Origin of the sequence: Virgibacillus salexigens (genome assembly GCF_000723585.1) — a bacterium.
Lineage (GTDB): Bacteria > Bacillota > Bacilli > Bacillales > Amphibacillaceae > Virgibacillus > Virgibacillus salexigens.
The window spans coordinates 152,596-171,884 of record NZ_CCDP010000001.1 but is presented as its reverse complement, the minus strand read 5'-3'; the positions used below and the strand labels follow the sequence as shown (position 1 = coordinate 171,884).

19 protein-coding genes and 1 riboswitch are annotated in these 19,289 nt (G+C 39.1%); of the genes, 2 read left to right on the top strand and 17 right to left on the bottom strand.

Features of this window, described 5'->3' with window-relative positions; genetic code table 11:
- Nucleotides 1–4: 4 nt before the first annotated feature.
- A complete protein-coding gene (locus tag BN990_RS00820; protein ID WP_038241685.1) occupies nucleotides 5–766 on the bottom strand; it encodes an SDR family oxidoreductase in 762 nt (253 codons plus the stop codon).
- 244 nt (nucleotides 767–1,010) lie between these two features.
- On the opposite strand from BN990_RS00820, the gene BN990_RS00815 reads away from it, so the two are divergent.
- Nucleotides 1,011–1,628 (top strand): TetR/AcrR family transcriptional regulator, encoded by a 618-nt coding sequence (locus BN990_RS00815; RefSeq protein WP_038241682.1) that lies wholly within the window; start codon nucleotides 1,011–1,013, stop codon nucleotides 1,626–1,628.
- A 244-nt stretch (nucleotides 1,629–1,872) separates the two neighbouring features.
- Here BN990_RS00815 and cysC read toward each other — a convergent pair whose 3' ends face one another.
- The 16 genes from cysC to BN990_RS00735 form a co-directional block, all read right to left on the bottom strand.
- Nucleotides 1,873–2,475 carry an adenylyl-sulfate kinase gene (gene cysC, locus BN990_RS00810; RefSeq protein WP_038241679.1) on the bottom strand — a complete coding sequence of 201 codons (603 nt, stop codon included), beginning with the start codon at nucleotides 2,473–2,475 and terminating at the stop codon, nucleotides 1,873–1,875.
- 14 nt (nucleotides 2,476–2,489) lie between these two features.
- Nucleotides 2,490–3,668 (bottom strand): sulfate adenylyltransferase, encoded by a 1,179-nt coding sequence (gene sat, locus BN990_RS00805; RefSeq protein WP_021290223.1) that lies wholly within the window; start codon nucleotides 3,666–3,668, stop codon nucleotides 2,490–2,492.
- Nucleotides 3,669–3,691: 23 nt separating this feature from the next.
- A complete protein-coding gene (locus BN990_RS00800; protein ID WP_038241661.1) occupies nucleotides 3,692–4,492 on the bottom strand; it encodes a uroporphyrinogen-III synthase in 801 nt (266 codons plus the stop codon).
- Nucleotides 4,476–5,108 carry an NAD(P)-binding protein gene (locus tag BN990_RS00795; RefSeq protein WP_074436660.1) on the bottom strand — a complete coding sequence of 211 codons (633 nt, stop codon included), beginning with the start codon at nucleotides 5,106–5,108 and terminating at the stop codon, nucleotides 4,476–4,478. The genes BN990_RS00800 and BN990_RS00795 overlap by 17 nt, the downstream gene beginning before the upstream one ends.
- Nucleotides 5,109–5,134: 26 nt before the next feature.
- A complete protein-coding gene (locus BN990_RS00790) occupies nucleotides 5,135–5,866 on the bottom strand; it encodes a sirohydrochlorin chelatase (protein ID WP_038241655.1) in 732 nt (243 codons plus the stop codon).
- 13 nt (nucleotides 5,867–5,879) lie between these two features.
- Entirely contained in the window at nucleotides 5,880–6,656 is a 777-nt protein-coding gene (gene cobA / locus BN990_RS00785) for a uroporphyrinogen-III C-methyltransferase (protein WP_038241652.1), read from the bottom strand.
- A 14-nt stretch (nucleotides 6,657–6,670) separates the two neighbouring features.
- A complete protein-coding gene (cysI, locus tag BN990_RS00780) occupies nucleotides 6,671–8,398 on the bottom strand; it encodes an assimilatory sulfite reductase (NADPH) hemoprotein subunit (RefSeq protein WP_051738986.1) in 1,728 nt (575 codons plus the stop codon).
- Between the two features lie 16 nt (nucleotides 8,399–8,414).
- Nucleotides 8,415–10,247: an assimilatory sulfite reductase (NADPH) flavoprotein subunit gene (locus tag BN990_RS00775; RefSeq protein ID WP_038241650.1), complete on the bottom strand. Its 1,833-nt coding sequence runs from the start codon at nucleotides 10,245–10,247 to the stop codon at nucleotides 8,415–8,417.
- Nucleotides 10,248–10,364: 117 nt separating this feature from the next.
- On the bottom strand, nucleotides 10,365–11,102 hold the full coding sequence (locus BN990_RS00770) for a phosphoadenylyl-sulfate reductase (protein WP_038241647.1): 738 nt from the start codon (nucleotides 11,100–11,102) through the stop codon (nucleotides 10,365–10,367).
- A gap of 90 nt (nucleotides 11,103–11,192) precedes the next feature.
- A riboswitch (SAM riboswitch) is annotated at nucleotides 11,193–11,303 on the bottom strand.
- 143 nt (nucleotides 11,304–11,446) lie between these two features.
- On the bottom strand, nucleotides 11,447–11,761 hold the full coding sequence (locus BN990_RS00765) for a DMT family transporter (protein ID WP_021290231.1): 315 nt from the start codon (nucleotides 11,759–11,761) through the stop codon (nucleotides 11,447–11,449).
- Entirely contained in the window at nucleotides 11,761–12,099 is a 339-nt protein-coding gene (locus tag BN990_RS00760; RefSeq protein ID WP_038241645.1) for a DMT family transporter, read from the bottom strand. The genes BN990_RS00765 and BN990_RS00760 overlap by 1 nt, the downstream gene beginning before the upstream one ends.
- Nucleotides 12,100–12,212: 113 nt before the next feature.
- On the bottom strand, nucleotides 12,213–12,788 hold the full coding sequence (locus BN990_RS00755) for a TetR family transcriptional regulator (protein WP_038241642.1): 576 nt from the start codon (nucleotides 12,786–12,788) through the stop codon (nucleotides 12,213–12,215).
- Between the two features lie 93 nt (nucleotides 12,789–12,881).
- Nucleotides 12,882–14,291 carry an MBL fold metallo-hydrolase gene (locus BN990_RS00750; RefSeq protein WP_038241640.1) on the bottom strand — a complete coding sequence of 470 codons (1,410 nt, stop codon included), beginning with the start codon at nucleotides 14,289–14,291 and terminating at the stop codon, nucleotides 12,882–12,884.
- 276 nt (nucleotides 14,292–14,567) lie between these two features.
- The gene (locus tag BN990_RS00745; protein ID WP_021290236.1) at nucleotides 14,568–15,227 is read right to left on the bottom strand and encodes a peroxiredoxin; all 660 of its coding nucleotides are present in this window, start codon (nucleotides 15,225–15,227) and stop codon (nucleotides 14,568–14,570) included.
- Between the two features lie 187 nt (nucleotides 15,228–15,414).
- Nucleotides 15,415–16,251 (bottom strand): mechanosensitive ion channel family protein, encoded by an 837-nt coding sequence (locus BN990_RS00740; RefSeq protein ID WP_021290237.1) that lies wholly within the window; start codon nucleotides 16,249–16,251, stop codon nucleotides 15,415–15,417.
- A gap of 650 nt (nucleotides 16,252–16,901) precedes the next feature.
- Nucleotides 16,902–18,230, bottom strand: coding sequence for a 6-phospho-beta-glucosidase (locus BN990_RS00735; protein WP_021290238.1), 1,329 nt, complete (start codon nucleotides 18,228–18,230; stop codon nucleotides 16,902–16,904).
- 267 nt (nucleotides 18,231–18,497) lie between these two features.
- Between BN990_RS00735 and BN990_RS00730 the strand changes: the two genes are divergently transcribed.
- Complete coding sequence (locus BN990_RS00730; RefSeq protein ID WP_021290239.1) at nucleotides 18,498–19,223, top strand: MurR/RpiR family transcriptional regulator; 726 nt, start codon at nucleotides 18,498–18,500, stop codon at nucleotides 19,221–19,223.
- The last annotated feature ends 66 nt before the right edge of the window (nucleotides 19,224–19,289 follow it).

Sequence of the window (19,289 nt, the reverse complement as noted above, 5' to 3'; positions counted from 1 at the left end):
TATTTTAAAAAGCTGCTGTCCAACCAGCATCAGCAGTAATTACCGTTCCATTAACAAAACTAGACTCATCAGATGCTAAGAATAGAGCCACATTGGCAATTTCTTCAGCTTCTCCGGCGCGCGGCATAACGCCTTGTCCAGCCTTGGTACGACTTGCACCGAATTCGTTCATGTTTTTCATCGATGCGCTAATATTTGTGGCAACCCCGCCTGGAGTAATGGCATTACAACGGATGCCTTCATTTGCATACATATAGCCCGTATTTTTCGTGAATCCAACGACAGCATGTTTGGAAGCTGTGTATGTTGCACCTGCATGGGCACCATTCAGACCACCAGTAGAGGCAGTATTGACAATGACACCATTGCCTTTTTCTAAGAAGATGGATAATGCTTTTCTTGTTGCACGCATCACAGCCGTTGTGTTAATAGCAAAGATGCGCTCCCAATTCTCATCTTCAATATCTCCAGCAGCTTCAAATCCATCCATTATTCCAGCATTATTCACTAAAATATCTAATGTTCCATATTCACTTACTGCTGTATCGATCATTTGATCCACTTCTTGACGATTAGCCACATTCGTCTTAAGTGCTTTAGCAGTTCCACCAGCCGATTCAATGGAAGAAACGACTGCTTCCGCACCTTCTAAGTTAATATCAGAAACAATTACCTTTGCTCCTTCTTTTGCATAGAGCTGTGCTATCGCTTTTCCCATACCAGAGGCTGCACCAGTAACAATAGCTACTTTACCATCTAATTTCATTGAAAATCTCTCCTTTCATAAGTATAGACCTCGAATCCCCTTTTAATAGAAACGATATGTTCTACCATATAAAAATTAGCCTTCCAACTAATGACCAAATCATGTAGCTGTATACTATAAGCATAATGTACTATAATGAAGGTAGCAATATTCAAATAACCGCTAACATGTTGATAAATCAACAAATGACACGGATAGTGTTTATAAAAATAAGCTAACTAAACAGATTGGTGGTAGATTGTATATGAAAGTAGATCGTCGCGTTCATAAGTCGAAAAATGCCTTAAAAACAGCATTGATTCAACTCATGAAAGAGAAGGACATGCAACAAATTACGATCACTGACATTGTTAACAAGGCAGACTTAAACAGAGGAACGTTTTATAAACATTATGACATTCAGGAAGCATTGTTTGAGGAACTGATGGAAGATGTCATCACTGATTTAACGCAATCCTTTCGAGAACCATACCAAAATAAACAAACCTTTATTCTCCATGAAATGAATGCATCGACGATAAAAATATTTGAGCATGTAGCTCGTTACTCCGATTTCTATCAAACAATTATCAACCATGATACGATTTTTCCTGGATTTCAGCAAAAACTATGTACTGTCTTCAGAGATCTATCTGAAAAGGATTTAATTAGCACAAAAGAAGAGGGTGCCATTGATAAAGACTTACAAGCAAGTTATCAAACGTATGCGATTATTGGGATGATAATGGAATGGGTAAAGAACGGGTTTAAATACACTCCTGAATACATGGCCGATCAATTAATCAAAATGCTTTCCCACTCACCAATTACCATGACCTATCAAACTTCACAACACAGCCATTCTCCAGAACAAACACTATAATTAACGTCTCCTCAATCGAAAGAGACTTCAGCCTGTCGAGATTATTTTCTCGACAGACTTATTTTTGGGCTATTTTATGAAATTCAATTTTTTCGTTAGTAATATCGAATGCCTAATGGTAGTGATTGGTTTTAATCTAAGATCGCACTCGGAAAGGGAATAGCCCTCCCCCCTGAAGGAGAATAAAACGGGGAAGAGGGACTCTACAAGCTGAGGTCTCCTCAATCGAAGGAGACCTTTTCATTTAGTTCAGGTATTCATTTTCTAATAAATAATTAATGACTTGCTGTACAGCTTCATCTAAAGATTGTTCTTCGGTATCAATCGTCAATTCAGGGTTGATTGGTTCTTCATAGGGGGCATCAATTCCTGTAAATCCTGTAATCTCACCAGATCTTGCTTTTTGATACAATCCTTTAGAATCCCTATGTTCACAAGCCTCTAAACTACATCTCACATAAACCTCTATAAATTCGCGTTCTGCAACAAGAGCACGAACTTGATTACGATCTTCTCGATATGGGGAGATAAATGCAGTTAACGTAAGAACACCCGCATCGACAAATAACTTTGCTACTTCACCAATTCGTCTAATATTCTCCGTGCGATCCTCTGGAGAAAAACCTAGATTTTTATTCAGCCCATGACGAATATTATCGCCGTCTAAGCGATACGTATATATTCCAAGCTGATACAGCTTTCGTTCAAGCTCAACGGTAATGGTAGATTTCCCGGCCCCTGATAAACCAGTAAACCATAAAATCGCACTTTTATGTTTGTTTTTGGTTTGTCTCTCTGTTTTAGTAATGATCGAATCATGCCACGAGATATTTGTTGATTTACTCACGTTTTTCCTCCTAATCAGCGTTGTCTTAGCCCTTCCATTAATACATGCGCAACCTCTGGTCGAGAAAACTCTTTCGGTAATTCTTCTCCATTGCGCAGCTTTTCTCGTACCTTGGTTCCGCTTAGATGTACATGGTTGGATTTATCATGCGGACATGTTTTTGCTGTCGCCATATTCTCACAAGCTGTACAATAAAACGCATGTTCAAAGGCCAAAATCTGAATACCTAATTCTTGCTCAAACTGTGAAATTAACTCCTGTGCTTCATAGGTGCCATAATAATCACCTACTCCAGCGTGATCACGGCCGACAATAAAATGCGTACACCCATAATTCTTACGTACAATCGCATGTAATATGGCTTCTCTTGGACCTGCATAGCGCATTGCTGCTGGATAAATAACAAGTCTTGTTCGGTTTTTTGGATAATATTTATCTAAAATTACTTTATAACTTTTCATTCGAATCTCTGCTGAAATATCATCCGATTTTGTTTCCCCAACAAGTGGATTTAACAGCAAGCCATCGACGATTTCTAATGCACATTTTTGAATATATTCATGCGCCCGATGTACTGGGTTTCGTGTTTGAAATCCGACAATCGTTTTCCACCCCAGTTCAGCAAATAACTTCCTTGTTTCTTTCGGTTCAAGCTGATGTTCAGGAAATTTCTCATTTTGTTTTGCCTGCAGGAGAAAAATAGGGCCGGCGAGATAAATATCCCCTTTTTCATATACTTTTTTTACTCCTGGATGCTCCGAATCTGTGGTTCCATACACAAGCTTTGCTTCTTTTTCTTTATCAAACGTATACATATCCGATAATTCCAAAACACCATATACTTGTTCATCCTGACCAACTAACGCAACTGTAGAACCAATATCCAATGTGTCCGCAGTAGCTTCATCAACATCCAATGTAATTGGAATGCTCCAAACGGTACCATCGCTCAACCGCATTTGTTCTACAACACTTGTATAATCTGTTTCATTCATAAAACCAGTTAATGGACTGAATCCACCATTAGCAATTAACTCTAAATCTGACAGGTTCCATGCATTTAAATAAATCTTAGGCATCGTGTCTATTTTTTTCAGGTAAGCATCTCGTGCAGATTCACTTACGTGACGTTGAATAAGCTCTCCACCATGCGGGATACTTCCTGAACGTTTGGTATCAATTGTTGTTGCCATCACTTTCCCTCCAATTTTAATAATTACCCAATGAGTTGTTGATAGTATTGCTTTAGCTCAACTACCATTCTCCCCATCTTAGGCTTGGTTGGCAGAAATACTTCTGCTATCTGTCGATCCATTAATTCTTGTGCAGTTACTTTTCCAACCGCTACTGCCAGCACATCCTCGTTAAAGGCCTGCCCTAACCGCTCGTCAGCTGCGTTAAACAGGTTCTGCACCTGGGTTTTACTTGTAAAAATAACGGCATCCAACGATTGGTGAATAATATGGTTCTGTAAACTGGCTAACGTTTCCCTATTTGGGGCTCTATAGAAGTATGGTTTGGCTAGGTAGACTTCATATCCCATATGCTGCAAAGCATCTTTTAATAGGGCATCGTCCTGATTGTATGCTTGTAAAAAAACACGCTGTCCAATCTTGTTTGGCTGTTTTTTTAATGTTGCTAATAAATCCTTCATCGTTCCATCGCTAGAAATAAAATCCGGGGATAAGCTATGTTGCTTCAGCCAATTGAATGTTTTACTACCACGGATAGCTAATGTTGTGGCTGCAACCTTTTGAATAAATTCGGTTTCGTATCCCTTTTCTTTGGCAATCCTTTCTAAACTAGAAGCACCTATTCCCGTTGTTAGAATAATGTAGTCAAAGCTTTCTGTTAGGAGTGCAGCAATATTTTGTTCGCAAGTAAGATCATCAAAAACTTGCTCGCCTTGAATGGAAAAGAGGGAAGGTTGCCCACCATTTTTCTTTACAAGTGTAGAAATTTCCTCTGCTTTACGCGTAGCCGCAATACCAACTTTTTTGTTAGCTAAACCGCTCATGTGAATCGTTCCTTCCTGTCTTCCTTTTTAACCAATTACTTATCTCCTTCTGTCTATCTTTATCAAGATATTCATCCGATAATAGAGATTGTAAAATCTTCCTTTGTTCCTGCTTGATAAATGAAGTTTGTTTCATAAACTGTCTCATTTCATAAAGGAAATCAACATAATCACCATACTGTTCATCATACTGGGACTTCAGATCGTTCTTAATTTTACTTGTCAGCATCGGACTTGCTCCGTTTGTGGAGACACTGATGGATAGTTTTCCTTGCTGGAAATGGGCAGGGATATGTAACGTGCCCCCTTTTGCATCTGAAGCATTGTTCACAAGCGTATATGGTGAGGCAGATTGGCAAATCGTTTGATTTAATGCTTCATTATTTGTAGCAGCAACTATAATAAATGCATGCTGTATATCCTTTACGTCAAAACATTTTTTTCGCCAATATATTTGCCCAGCATCTGCCATAGACCGAAGAGAGGGGGCTACCTCAGGACTAACCACAGTAATATATGCAGCTTGTTTTAAAAATAATGAAACACGTCGCTCTGCGACATTTCCTCCACCAATTATCACGATACTTTTTCCACCTACATCAACCATTAACGGCATATGCGACACCTTTGTCACATCCTTTTTTATGATACTGCCTCGATTACCCGGTCCCTTAATGCTTGCTTCATCGCCACGTGTGCACCAAGGTGTTTGCATAATAAAATTTCTTTTCCATGATTATCTAACTCTGCTACTTTCTCGTTCATAAATCGTGTGAGAAAACCTGTAAACCATATATAAGGAACAATGATGATCTGTGCAGATTCCCCTGCGACAGCTTTCTCCAGCATGGTTTCAAAGGAAGGATCACATGCTGCTAAATAACAAGCTTCTACTTGATCAACACCAATAAAAGCTTGTAACCTATCAGCAATTGCCTCCATATCTTTCTTCGTTTGCGGATTACTGCTTCCTCTACCAACCACGAACACCTTAGCATTGGGATCTATTGGTCTATTCGTCTCCTTGATACGTTCTGCTAGAATGGAAGTTAGTCGATTCTGTACGCCTAAAGGCTGCCCATAAGAAAATGATACATGGGGATACATTGCTTTTTGTTGATTAATAATTTCTGGAATATCTTGATAATAATGACCGGCACGTAGTAAGAGCACTGGTATAACTGCAATTGCTGTGGCTCCTTGTAAGACGAGATTATTAATTCCCTGGTGGATATCTGGATCAGCAAGCTCTAAATAGCAGATTTCCTGTAGATGAATAGGGATTTCCACTTTCACATCTGCAATAAACTGATTCACCTCTGACTTGGTAGTGGCGTAACGACTTCCATGACTTACATAAAGCACGCCCTGCATTCGCTTTTCCTCCTTAACCACTAATTGCAACCGGTGACGGAATATTCTCATCGGCAAGCCATTCAAACCATTGAAGCTGATCACGTAAACGGACGACCTCACCAATAATTATCATGGATGGATTTTTTATACCTTCTGCTTTAGATACAATGGTTTCTAATGTACCCGTTACCGTTTGCTGTGCTTGTGTTGTCCCATAGTGCACGAGAGCGATTGGTGTATCTTTGTCTTTACCATGACGAATCAGTTGATGACAGATCACCGGTAGATTCTTAACGCCCATATAGATACATAATGTATCCACACCTTTTGCTAGATTTCTCCAATACGTATCGATATCTTCATCCTGTTTTGTTACTCCTGATACAAATGCAACGGAAGAACTTATTTTTCGATGCGTTAAAGGAATACCTGCATATGATGGGGCAGCTGAACCAGAAGTAATACCTGGTACAATCTCAAATGGGATATGATGTTGTTGTAAAGCCAGCGCCTCCTCACCACCTCTGCCAAATATGAATGGATCGCCACCTTTAAGCCTCGTTACGGTCTTCCCTTCACTAGCAAACGAACATAGTAATTGATTAATTTGCTCCTGCTTCAATGAATGATGGTCCGGGCGCTTCCCGCAATAGATTCGTTTTGCATGTGGCGAAGCATATGCTAATAATTGTTCGTTTACTAACCGATCGTAAAGAATGACATCCGCTTGCTCGATCATCCTTGCTCCTTTTACAGTAATTAGCTCTGGATCCCCTGGACCTGCTCCTACAAGGTATACTTTCCCCATTGACTACACTCCCTCTATTCATCTTTTTCCTTATGGAAATTAAGTCCAGAATACACAGCTTCAACATAGCCAGCACGAATAACATAGTCGCCGAAGTGTTCCTTTTCTGTACGTTCCTTGGCATAGGCATTAATAATCGGCTGCAGTGTTTCTAGAATTTCATGCTCTCCGATGTTTTCACGGTATAATTTACTTAAGCGATCCCCTGTAAAACTCCCACCTAGATACATATTGTATTTACCTGGGGCTTTGCCAATAAAAGCAATTTCTGCTAATGCGGGTCTGGAGCACCCATTCGGGCAACCAGACATTCTTATCACGATTTCTTCCTCTCTTAATCCAGCTTCATCGAGAAGATTTTCTATCTTTTCCAGTAGGGAAGGGAGATACCTTTCCGACTCTGCCATTGCTAATGCACAAGTTGGTAATGCGACACAGGCCATCGAATTACGTCGTAAGCCACTATACTGACCACCATCTGTAAGCTTATATTGTCTTATTAAATGATCGATATCTTGTTTCTTTTCGTCTGTTACATTTGCAATCGTTAGATTCTGATTTGGAGTAAGGCGAAAATCTCCAGTATGAACTTTAGCTATTTCCCTTAATCCCGTCATTAATTGGTAATCATCGGTATCTTTTACGCGACCATTTTGAATAAATAACGTGAAATGCCAATTCGACTTTCCTTTAATCCATCCATAACTGTCTCCATTATGCTTAAACACGTAGTCTTTTGCTGCTTCTAATTCCCAGCCTAAACGTTCATTCAGTTCTTGCTTTAACCAATCGATTCCTCGTTTATCGATGGTGTATTTAAATCTAGCATTTTTTCGATTCGAACGATTTCCATAATCGCGCTGTATCGTAACAATCTTTTCGGCTACATCCACGGCAGCTTCTGGTGCACAAAAACCGATGATTCTTCCTAACTGTGGATAGGTATCGGTGTTTCCATGTGTCATTCCCATACCACCGCCAACCGTTACATTGAAACCAAGCAGCTTATCTGCTTCCTTTACCGCAATAAATCCTAGGTCTTGTGAAAATACATCAACGTCGTTAGAAGGAGGTACAGCAATTCCAATTTTAAATTTTCTAGGAAGATAGGTTGTTCCATAAATTGGTTCCATCTCCGCTTCTTCTCTAGAATCAACTACCTTCTCTTTATCTAACCAAATTTCGTGGTATGCTCCCGTTCGAGGGGTAAGATGATCACTAATGTTCTGTGCCCATGCAACTACTTCCGCATGAACATCCGATTGATAAGGATTCGTATTACACATTACATTTCGATTAACATCCCCACAAGCAGCTATGGAGTCCATCAATGTATCATTAATACTACTGATTGTATTCTTTAAATTCCGTTTCAGAATGCCATGTAGTTGATAAGCTTGCCTTGTCGTCAAACGAATCGTTCCATTCGCATATTTATGTGCTAATTCGTCCATGACCAGCCATTGCTCCGCTGTTGTAACACCACCAGGGACCCGCACGCGTAGCATAAATTGATACGCTGGTTCCAATTTTTTACGTCTCCGTTCATCTCGGAAATCACGATCATCTTGCTGATAGCTACCATGAAATTTTAATAGTTTATTATCATCATCAGAAATGGCACCTGTAATTGGATCTGCCAAGCCTTCTGTAATCGTTCCTCGAAGGTAATTACTATTTTTTTTGATGCGCTCCATATCATCCAATGGTACTTGCTTAATTGAGTCGTTCCCTTTACCCATATAGAAACTCCTTTCGTTAATAGACATCTCTCTGGTAGCGTTTCTCCTGACGCATTTGATTGAGATACGATTCTACCTCATCTGGTGTCATATCGCCTTCTTGTTGCAAAATAGTGGCAATCGTTTCATTTACATCTTTCGCCATATGTTTCTCATCACCACAGACATAGATTGCTGCACCTTGCTTCACCCAGTCATACAATTCTTTGCTTTTTTCCAACATGCGATGTTGGACATATACCTTTTCTTCGGTATCACGGGAGAAGGCTACATCCATTTTTGAAAGTACACCTGAATTCAACCACTTTTGCCAATCCACTTGGTAGAGAAAATCCGAAGAAAAATGCTGTTCACCGAAGAATAACCATGTCTTGCGTTCAGCTTCTGTTTCTTCTAGTTCTTCTAAGTAAGAACGGAATGGGGCAACCCCTGTGCCCGGGCCAATCATAATCACTGGTGTTTCTGGATCTTCAGGGAATTGAAAGTTAGGGTTTTGATGAATATATACAGGTAATTTCTCACCAATTTCAATTCGATCTGCCACTTGTGTGGAACAAACCCCAAAGCGTTCGCGGCCATGAGCTGAAAAACGTACTTTCCCAATCGTAAGGTGGACTTCATCAGGATTTGCATCATAACTACTCGCTATCGAGTAAAGCCTTGCTGGGATTTTACGTAGTATTTTGACAAATGATTCTGGCTCCAGCCCATCCGGCGGATAGTCCTGCACCAAATCCAACATATCTCTGCAGTCAATATACGTTTTTAATTGGTCCTTTCTATCCGGGGTTATCAGTTCACTTAGTTCCTCATTGTGAAAGATCGATGCTGCTTTCTCTACTAATGGTTTTGTCAGGATACTGATTTCAAAATTAGAGATAAGCGCTTCCCGTAAAGACCGTATATCTCCTTGTTTATTGACAGAAACCGTCTCATCAGGATTCCATTGCAGTGCCTGAATGAGCTCATCTACTAGTACAGGATTGTTCTTAGGAAAGATACCTAAACTATCCCCGGGTTTAAATGTAAAGTTTGAACCTTCTAATGATAATTCCAGATGACGTGTCTGCTTGTTTGAACCGCGACCACTAAGGTTAATATTGTCAACGACCTCTGCAAGGAATGGATTTGTCCTGGAGAAAACCGGCTGCTCCGAGACGATTGTTCCTGCCGTTTGTTGGCCAGAAAGCTCTGCTTCGCTAGCTTGATCCATTGATTTTCGCAGTTCTCCAAGCACACCTGCCATCCATTCAGCCGCCGGTTCATCAAAATCTAAGTCACAATCGATTCGCTCATATAGCCTTTCTCCGCCTAATTCCTCTAATCTTGCATCAAAGTCTTTCCCTGTTTGACAGAAAAACTCGTAAGATTCGTCACCTAACGAAAGAACTGCAAAACGCAAATCTGCTAATTTTGGTGCTTTTCGACTATGAAGGAACTCGTGGAAGACCACCGCATTATCCGGTGGATCTCCCTCTCCATGAGTTGCGGTAATAATTAATAAATCTTCTACTTTCTTTAACTTATTTGGTTTAAAGTCATCCATTGCACTACATGTGACATCTAAATTGGTTGCTTCTAACTTCTGTGTCATTGTTTCTGCTAACGATTGTGCTGTACCTGTTTCTGATCCATATAAGATCGTTACAGATCGTGCTGTAGCACCTCCAGTTGTTGCTGTCTGTCCTTGTGTTGTCCTATTAGCATCTTGAATAGATGCCGTGGATTGCACAGCTGAAAGGTATCCACTCAACCACATTTTTTGTTGATCTGTTAGCATTGGTAGTAATCTGTTTAATTGTTCTGTTTGCTCTTGGTTAAAAGGGCTATTCGTTACATCAAGCGGCAATTCATCCACCTCACAGGCTTTTCTATAATTTCGACATGCATAAATCATTTATTACAAAGTATACCAATTAATTTACTCGGAATTAAATGAAATAAAAAAGATGTGTCATTACTTCCATCATAAGCGTTGATTATTTCCAGTTGTATGAAGTCCACATTCCGTCTTATTTAACCCCGTCCAGCGACCAGCACGAAGGTCATCAGAATCTATCACTTGATTGGTGCAAGGAATACAACCAATACTTGGATAGTTCTGATCATGTAATTCATTGTATGGCAATTTGTATTCGCGTATATAATTCCATACATCATCCCATGACCAGTGAATGAGTGGACATACTTTAATCGATTGAAACCGTTCATCTTTATTTACAAAGTCTGTATTGCTGCGACTTGGTGACTGATCTCTTCTTAACCCAGATATCCAAGCAGGTACATTACTTAATGCTTCCTCAAGTGGCTTTATCTTTCGAATGAAGCAGCATTGATCAGGTTCTCTTTTCCATAAAGCAGATCCATGTTTTGCTGCCTGCTCCTCTACAGTCAAATCTGGTTTCTTTAGCCGAATTCGCAGCTGAGGATACGTTGCTTTCACCTCATCAATTAAGTCGTACGTTTCCTGAAAATGCAGCCCGGTGTCTAAAAAAACAATTTCCGCATCTTGCTTCACTTTGGAAATTAAATCAATTAACACCATACCTTCAGCACCAAAGCTACAAGCGTACACAATAGAATCGCCATACGTCTCATACGCCCACTTTAAAATGGTTGATGCCCCTTTTGCTTCATCTTCTGGATGAAAATCTTTAAAAGGATCAACGGTAAAATCATGATAAGAAAGGATTTCACTAGTCACCTTCCATTCCTCCTTCCAAAACACTAGATTGAACAAAAACTCTTCTTACCTAGCGATAAGAAGAGTTAAAATACCATTTATTTGCCACTCTTCTTATCTATCAGACGCATATTGTCTGTAGGAATTAGCACAGTGTTAGCCATCAATAACCTGTTGCCGAAGTTTCATTGGGCCTTTTCCCTCCACTTCTCTTGATAAGAAATGTTTATTTGTACTGATTGTTATTATTGTTAGATATATTAAATCCTTTACCAGAAAAAGTCAATGCTTATTTCAAAAACAAATTAAAATTTAGACTTTTAATATATATACAATAAAATGAAGCTTCTTGTGACAATTATTTTTTAAGATAGTGCTTTTAATCCAGTAACACCGGTGATAATGGCAATAAGGCTTGCAATCCGATATTTATTCGTTGATTCTCCAAAGAACACCATATTCATGATCACTGCTCCAGCCGTTCCTATTCCGATAAATACAGAATAAGCCACACTAACTAGTAAATAAGAAAAAGACGCATAAAGAAATACAAACGAAGCACCCAATCCTCCCAAATAGAGCAAGCCATTTCTAACCGTCTTATCCTGGCTATATAATCGCAAACCCAATACACCTATCATTTCAAATAGAGCAGCGCATGCTATGAATAACCATCCCATTACGAATGCACCTCCTGTTTACTTGGTTGATCGGAGAGTTTAAGACCAACCACACCTGCTACGAGAACGATCATAAATATGATTTTCCCCATGTTTAAGCTTCCGCCAAAAATATACACATCCATGAGCGCCGTACCAACTGTTCCTGCCGCAGCAAAGATAGCATATACGGTTCCAGTAGGTATCCCTTCACATGCTTTCGATAAGAAGTGAAGATCCATAAAAATTGCAGCAATGATTAGCGCCCAATGCCACCAGTCGGTGGCAGTATTAAATCCATAAATCCAAATTAATTCAAATACACTAGTTAACACGACATAAATCCATGATTTATTCATTTTTCCACCTCATAAAACATCTCATTGTTATTTTCATCACAATTTCATAATCTTCCCAAAAAAATGAATGACTATCAGTCATTTTTAAACAATAAAACTTGGACAACTCCAAGTCATTGGTTACATAATGCATGTGTTGCAAATGTTAATACTTCATCCTGCTTGCTTTTAGCTGCTTGCTCATCCTGGTGATCATACAAATAAGATTGTTCAGCCGCTGATTCAATTAATCCGATCAACAGCTTTGCTGTTGCCTCCAAATCGAGAGAGGGACGAAGAACAGCTATAGCTTTTGGTTGTTCTAGAAATTCACGCATCCATGCATAATACGGTTCGTATATTTTTTCCCATTGACTTAAATACTCACTAGACGCCAATCCAGCAAATATTAAGGCAAATACCTCCCGATATTCCTTTGTAATAGCAAAAACAACATCAACCACCTGGGCAAGCTGATCCAAGAAGCTGCATTCATTATTTACTTGCTTGTGCATCTCTTCTACGATTCGTTCTACCATTACTTCCGCAATAGAAGGCATTACGGCTAATTTCGATGGGAAGTATAAATAAAATGTTCCCTGAGCAATACCTGCCCCCTTAACAATATCTGATACTTTGGTTTTTTCAATACCTTTTTCACTAAAAACATGAATAGCAGATTGAACGATTTTTTCCTTTTTATTATCCATATCCCAACTCCTACCCTTTATGACTGACTATCAGTCATTTTATAATAGATAACTTGCATTGTCAATAGACAGTGTCCTATCCGGCACTGTCTATCATGAGGTCGTTTGAAAATGATCCGTCTGCCATTGCTGAAAACCACCTTGCAGATTCATCACGTCAAATCCTTTATTCACTAATATACTTGCTGCAATAGCCGAACGCTTACCCGAAGCACAGTGAACTACTACTGGTTGGTCGAAAGATAGTTCATGTGCTTGTTCGTTTAATTGAGGGAGGGGGATATGAATCGCTCCTGGTATATGAGCTTTTTCCCATTCTTTTTGGTAACGAACATCCAAAATCTGCACCTGCCCCGCATGTCTTTGCCTTTCTACATCTTTTGGATCCTGATTTAGATAAGAATTCGTATTGCCGGCAGTTTCAACGATTGTTGGGGAGAAAAATCCAACGATATTATCCATTCCGATATTGCTTTCAATTGTCTGTATATCCTTTAAATCATTGGAATCAGCAATGAGGTATATGTCATCCTTATAATTCGCCAGTCTCCCCATCCACTCTGCAAACATATCTGGATAAGGAATGTTAATGGTTCTAGGAATGCTCCTCATTGCAAAAGAAGTCGCGCTTCGTGTGTCGATGATAAGATTATTCTTGTCCGTAGCTAACAATGCAACTTCGTCTCCAGGCCGATGGAATTCAACAGTTGATGGAACAGCAGCTAGTGGTGTTAAACCGGATATATTGACTTCTTTCATTTTTGCAAAATAAGCTGGGACTTCAGGCTGTCCATCCAATAAAAAGTCCATAAAAGCTTGCTCATTCGTATACCGTAGCGCTGGATTTGTCCTTTTTTCATAACCTACCGTGCTATTTGGTATGGAACCTAGACCTTTTCCGCAAGCACTTCCTGCCCCATGGCCTGGCCAGATTTGTAGGTAATCTTCGTACTTCTTAAATCGCTGTATAGAAGCAAACATTTGACGTGCCCCTTGAATGGCAGAACCTTTCACACCGAGTGATGTTTCTAAGAGATCTGGTCGTCCTACATTTCCAACAAAAATAAAATCTCCAGTAAATAACCCGATTGGTTGATCGGTTGTTCCTTTGTCTATTAATTCATATGTCATATGTTCTGGAGTATGACCAGGCGTATGCACTGCTTTCAGCTGGATATTACCAACATGAATCGTTTGTTCATCGATAACACCTTGAACAGGGAGGAAGGGGGGCCATTTATATCCTCCATTACGCTCTCCTTCCGTTGAATAATAGATCGTTGCTCCTGTTCGCCTGGCTAATTCAGCAGATCCTGAAACAAAATCAGCATGAATATGTGTTTCGATTGCACCCATAATTCGAAAACCCTGTTCTTTTGCAACCGTTAGATACATATCAATATTCCTTATCGGATCTATAATTGCAGCTTCTCCTGTAATCTGGCAACCGATCATATAGGATGCTTGTGCTAAGGACCGATCATAAAAATACTGTAAATACACGGAGTCCCTCCTTCTGTCATGTGTCTATTCTTTTCAGAAGAATGAGCCTGGTACTTGGTTAAGATAAGAAACTTTAAAGCTGAATTCTTTAAACCGCAATCAGGAATACGGCATGCTTTTCGCGGGGACGGCCTCAGCTAACTTGGGTAAGAAAAATTAATTGCCCGCGTGGATTTTCGAGCCCGTGTTGTTCCCGCGCGAATCATGCCTATCAGTATCGGACACGGCTATCCTTCGTTATTTTATAAAAATTACTTTTGTCCCACTCTTAAAATGCTAATCAATCTCTTTTTGACAATAGTACCAGTCGACACATTCGTAATCCTTATTATTCATTCGTTCGTTCGCCTCTTCCTTTGTCTGCGGAGGTTTGACGACTACTTGATCACCTGGCTGCCAGTTTGCCGGAGTGGATACGCCATGCTCATCGGTTGTTTTTAAAGCTTTCACCAGTCGGACAATTTCACTCATATTGCGTCCAGTAGTAAGAGGGTAGTAGATAAGCGATCGAATCACCTGCTTATCATCGATTACAAAGACAGCTCTTGATGTTTCGGTTCCAGTTGATTCTGGCATTACCATCCCATAAGCTGTAGCAACCTTTTGATCCAAATCTGCGATAATTGGAAAATCAATGGTTGTATCAAAATTCTTTTCGATATTACGTAACCAAGCAATATGGGAACTTACACTATCGATGCTTAAACCAATTAATTCCGTGTCCATCTTCTGTAATTGATCATATACCTCCTGAAAAGCCACAAATTCAGACGTACATACAGGGGTGAAGTCAGCTGGATGAGAAAATAGCACGACCCACTTTCCTTGATAATCGCGAAGAGAAATATCCCCTTGTGTCGTTTTGGCCATAAAGCCAGGTGCTTTTTCCCCAATTCTAGGTAATGGATTTGCTTGCACATTTTCCTGCTGTTCCATATGTGAAGCTCCTTTCTATTTCAATATAGGTAGTTCTCCTAATCTTTACCTTTATATTCCGTCTAGCAAACATCCATGTTGAAAATAAAGCAATTGTCATTGATTGTTAACATTTAGACTTCACTTGTACATAAAAAAGGCCAATTCTATATATCATTGACCTTTTAAACGCAATAGCATTTGCCGATTATTCAGCTTGCTTTTCAATATATACTTGATGTGGGAAAGGTATATCAATATTATTTTCATCAAATGCTTCTTTAATCGCTTTACGTAATTGTCTTTCCACACCCCATTGCTCCATATTTTGTGTCTGCGCAATAACACGAAGGGTGATATCTGACTCACCGATCATCTGTACACCTACCACGTCTGGACCTTCGACAACCATATCATTTTCTTCTTTCACTCGATCACACACTTCTTGCAGCACCGTCATCGCATGATCGATATTATCACTATAGGAAATTCCAATATCAACAAGTGCTCGCATATTTCCGCGAGAATGGTTACTTAATGAGCCAATTTCTCGATTTGGGATAAAATTAAGCGTCCCATCAAAACTGCGAAGCTGTGTTGTACGAAGCCCAACTTCCTCTACAATTCCATCATATCCGGCAGTTGTCACATAATCGCCTACATCTAGTTGTTTTTCTAATAATAAGAAAAACCCTGTTACGATATCACTGACAAGCCCTTGTGCGCCAAAACCAATTGCTAACCCAATAATTCCTGCACCAGCAATTAATCCGGCAGCGTTAATGCCGAAGATCCCTAACACAATTACTAAGGTAATAAAAATAAGTATATAGGAAAAAACACTAATAGCGAGAGCTTGTAATGTTTGCGTTCTACCTGCTGACATCTGCTTTTTATTTTGTACCTTTGAAAATGAAGACCGAATTAGTTTTTTACCAATCGCTCGGACGATCATAAACGCAATAAGAATTGCAATTAATTGAATAAGTATAATACCTGCATCTACCGCAAGTTCTGCCCAGTTAATGTTTTCTAGCCAATTCATAACATGTCTACTCCTTTAATCATGATTTATTACTCCGAAAATAGGTATTTTTTCTAAAAAAATATACGTGTAATAATGCAAACTATGAAAATGGAAAGACGGATACATGAAAATCCAGCTTCCAATCATACGTAACCTAAAAAACAACTTCGTAATCTCCCTAAGATAGGGATCATCCCTTTTTCCAGCAAACCATTCATCCTAGTAACGTACGACAGATGAATCCTGCAATACTTAGCATTCACCCCCTACACGAAAGTATGGTGCATAATCACGTAAGAAATTCATTCTACCAGAATACAATGTAACATAAAACACCCATTATGTATGTACTCTATTACTACCATCCATTTCCCTAAAAAAAATTTGGTTAAACAGATCCTTTACAGGTTCTTCGCTTCATACGTAAGAGGCTGTTTTCCACGGGCAAAGACATAGCTAACCAACCGCTTAATCGATCATCATGTTCTCGCTGAATTCACCCCTATTTCATTTGCTGTGGTTACTGACAACACCGTTCTTTTAGGTAATTATCCTCTGCTATTCAAAAAATCCGAACTATTCATCATCCGGATATGACTTGGTATACTCGGATGAATAGTTCGGATATCTCTTTACCTAATTACTTTTAACGTATCCTCTAAAGCATTCTATGCTTCTACTTTTTTGAAGAACTGCGGTAAATGCTCCTGATGTGCCGCTAACATTTCATCTACGATTTCCTTTGCAATCGTATCCGAAGGAGTTAGTGGATTAATCGCTAAAGCTAGCACAGCTTTATTATAGTCGCCAGTTACAGCAGCTTCGGCGGAAACCCTTTCAAACGATTTAATCTGTTGAACTAAGCCACGAACAACTACAGGCAGATCACCAACAGCAATTGGTTTAGGTCCGTCTTTTGTAATAATACAGCTAACCTCTACTGCTGAGTCATCAGGAATACTAGCTATAGCCCCGTTATTTCTTGTATTCACTGGCTGAATATCTTGTTTGTCTGTATAAATAGAAGTAATTAAGCGAACTGCTGCATCAGAATAATAGGCCCCTCCACGTTTTTCTAACTGAGGTGGCTTTATCGCTAAATTTGGATCTTTATACAGCTCAAATAATTCATTTTCTAATTGTTGAACTACTTCCGCACGCGTGCCCTCTAATTCAGCATTTTTCCTATCTTTTTCTATCATGTCTTGCGTTTTATAATAATACATATGATATGGACAAGTTAAGACATTAAGCGCTTTAATAAACGCTGGCTCCCATCCCAATCCGTCAATATTTTTAACAAAACTACTATTATCCGGATCTGTTAATAAATCCATCACCTTATCTTTGACACTTTCGCCATCGACATAAACATCTATCCCATAAACCATATGATTTAGTCCTGCAAAATCAATACGAATTCGCGAATGATCAACATCTAATAACTTAGCAATACCCATTTCCATTCCAATTGGGACATTACACAATCCTACAACTTTTTTAATGTTAGAATAACGCAGTACGGCTTCTGTCACCATACCAGCTGGGTTTGTAAAGTTAATTAACCAGGCATTCGGACATAATTCCTCCATGTCCTTACAAATATCTAATATAACGGGGATTGTACGTAAGCCTTTAAATAAACCTCCTGGCCCATTTGTTTCCTGACCAAGAACGCCATATTTCAATGGAATACGTTCATCTTTTGCACGAGCATCTAATAATCCTACTCGAAATTGAGTAGTAACAAAATCAGCATCCTTTAAAGCTTCTCTTCGATCAAGTGTTAAATGTACATCGATTGGAAGACCAGCTTTTTCAATCATTCTTTTAGCAAGATTGCCAACAATTTCTAGCTTTTCTTTTCCTGCTTCAATATCTACTAACCATAACTCTCCAACCGGTAATTCGTGATATCGTTTGATGAATCCTTCTACTAATTCAGGAGTATAACTAGAACCCCCACCAACCGTTACAATTTTAATACGTTTGGTCATAATCGATACACCTCCGAATAATTTAACAGGCAATTGAGTTGTTTGCCGTTTAAAGAACTATTGCTTTTTAGCAAACGTAAAAGGCTTATGCATGAATTGTATATCTATTTTGTAAGAAGGTAAATAAGTCACGAACAACTTGTTTTTTATAACGAAAGAAGGAATATGTTTCATAAATGTAACACAGTGTATCTGAAACATCGTTGTGTTAGGATAAAGTTAGCGTAGTAAGATGAATGATTTCTTATAAAAGGAGTACCTTCTTATATGTTCACACATGACATGATTGCTTCATTCAATGAGTTAGAAACTTCATTATACAATTATATTTGTCAAAACATCGATAAGGTTGCTTATATGCGGATTCGTGAACTTGCTGATGAAACCCATGTATCAACCGCTACGATCTTACGATTTTGCAGAAAAATAAATTGTGATGGTTTTTCCGAGTTTAAAGTAAAGCTAAAAATGCATATGAAAGACACTAAAAGTACGAGCTTACAACGTACCCAGCATGCAGTGATAGAATTTTTTGAGCGCACGCTAAAAGGGGATATAGAAGCATATATCAAGCATGCAGCGAGCCTTGTTGCCAAAGCAGATAATGTCATTTTTATTGGGATAGGAAGCTCAGCTATCCTTGCTGAATATGGAGCGAGGTATTTCTCTAGCCTAGGTAAATTTTCGATGTATATCAAAGATCCTCTTTTTCCGGTTCACACGAATCACCTTTACAATTGCGCAACAATCGCGCTATCCGTCTCAGGAGAAAATAGTTTCACAGTCACGCACCTTCATCAATTGAAACAAGAGGGAAGCAAAATTATTAGTATTACAAATAATAAACATTCAACCATTGCGAAAATATCTGAGATAAATATTCCTTACTATGTAACAGAGGAGTGGCATGAAAATGCGAATATTACTACCCAAGTACCTGTTCTTTATATTCTAGAATCAATGGCCCGTGAAATATATAAATTGAATAAATGAGGAGATAGGAAGAAGCTTGCATGTCTAGATGAATGGTCCTAGCAATAGAAAAAGCTACCCGATCAA

Coding starts and splice junctions, on each gene's coding strand:
- BN990_RS00820 (WP_038241685.1), bottom strand. CDS start 766: ATGAAATTAGATGGTAAAGTAGCTATTGTTACTGGTGCAGCCTCTGGT.
- BN990_RS00815 (WP_038241682.1), top strand. CDS start 1,011: ATGAAAGTAGATCGTCGCGTTCATAAGTCGAAAAATGCCTTAAAAACA.
- sat (WP_021290223.1), bottom strand. CDS start 3,668: ATGGCAACAACAATTGATACCAAACGTTCAGGAAGTATCCCGCATGGT.
- BN990_RS00800 (WP_038241661.1), bottom strand. CDS start 4,492: ATGAGCGGTTTAGCTAACAAAAAAGTTGGTATTGCGGCTACGCGTAAA.
- BN990_RS00795 (WP_074436660.1), bottom strand. CDS start 5,108: ATGCCGTTAATGGTTGATGTAGGTGGAAAAAGTATCGTGATAATTGGT.
- BN990_RS00790 (WP_038241655.1), bottom strand. CDS start 5,866: ATGCAGGGCGTGCTTTATGTAAGTCATGGAAGTCGTTACGCCACTACC.
- cobA (WP_038241652.1), bottom strand. CDS start 6,656: ATGGGGAAAGTATACCTTGTAGGAGCAGGTCCAGGGGATCCAGAGCTA.
- cysI (WP_051738986.1), bottom strand. CDS start 8,398: ATGGGTAAAGGGAACGACTCAATTAAGCAAGTACCATTGGATGATATG.
- BN990_RS00765 (WP_021290231.1), bottom strand. CDS start 11,761: ATGGGATGGTTATTCATAGCATGCGCTGCTCTATTTGAAATGATAGGT.
- BN990_RS00760 (WP_038241645.1), bottom strand. CDS start 12,099: ATGAATAAATCATGGATTTATGTCGTGTTAACTAGTGTATTTGAATTA.
- BN990_RS00755 (WP_038241642.1), bottom strand. CDS start 12,788: ATGGATAATAAAAAGGAAAAAATCGTTCAATCTGCTATTCATGTTTTT.
- BN990_RS00745 (WP_021290236.1), bottom strand. CDS start 15,227: ATGGAACAGCAGGAAAATGTGCAAGCAAATCCATTACCTAGAATTGGG.
- BN990_RS00740 (WP_021290237.1), bottom strand. CDS start 16,251: ATGAATTGGCTAGAAAACATTAACTGGGCAGAACTTGCGGTAGATGCA.
- BN990_RS00735 (WP_021290238.1), bottom strand. CDS start 18,230: ATGACCAAACGTATTAAAATTGTAACGGTTGGTGGGGGTTCTAGTTAT.
- BN990_RS00730 (WP_021290239.1), top strand. CDS start 18,498: ATGTTCACACATGACATGATTGCTTCATTCAATGAGTTAGAAACTTCA.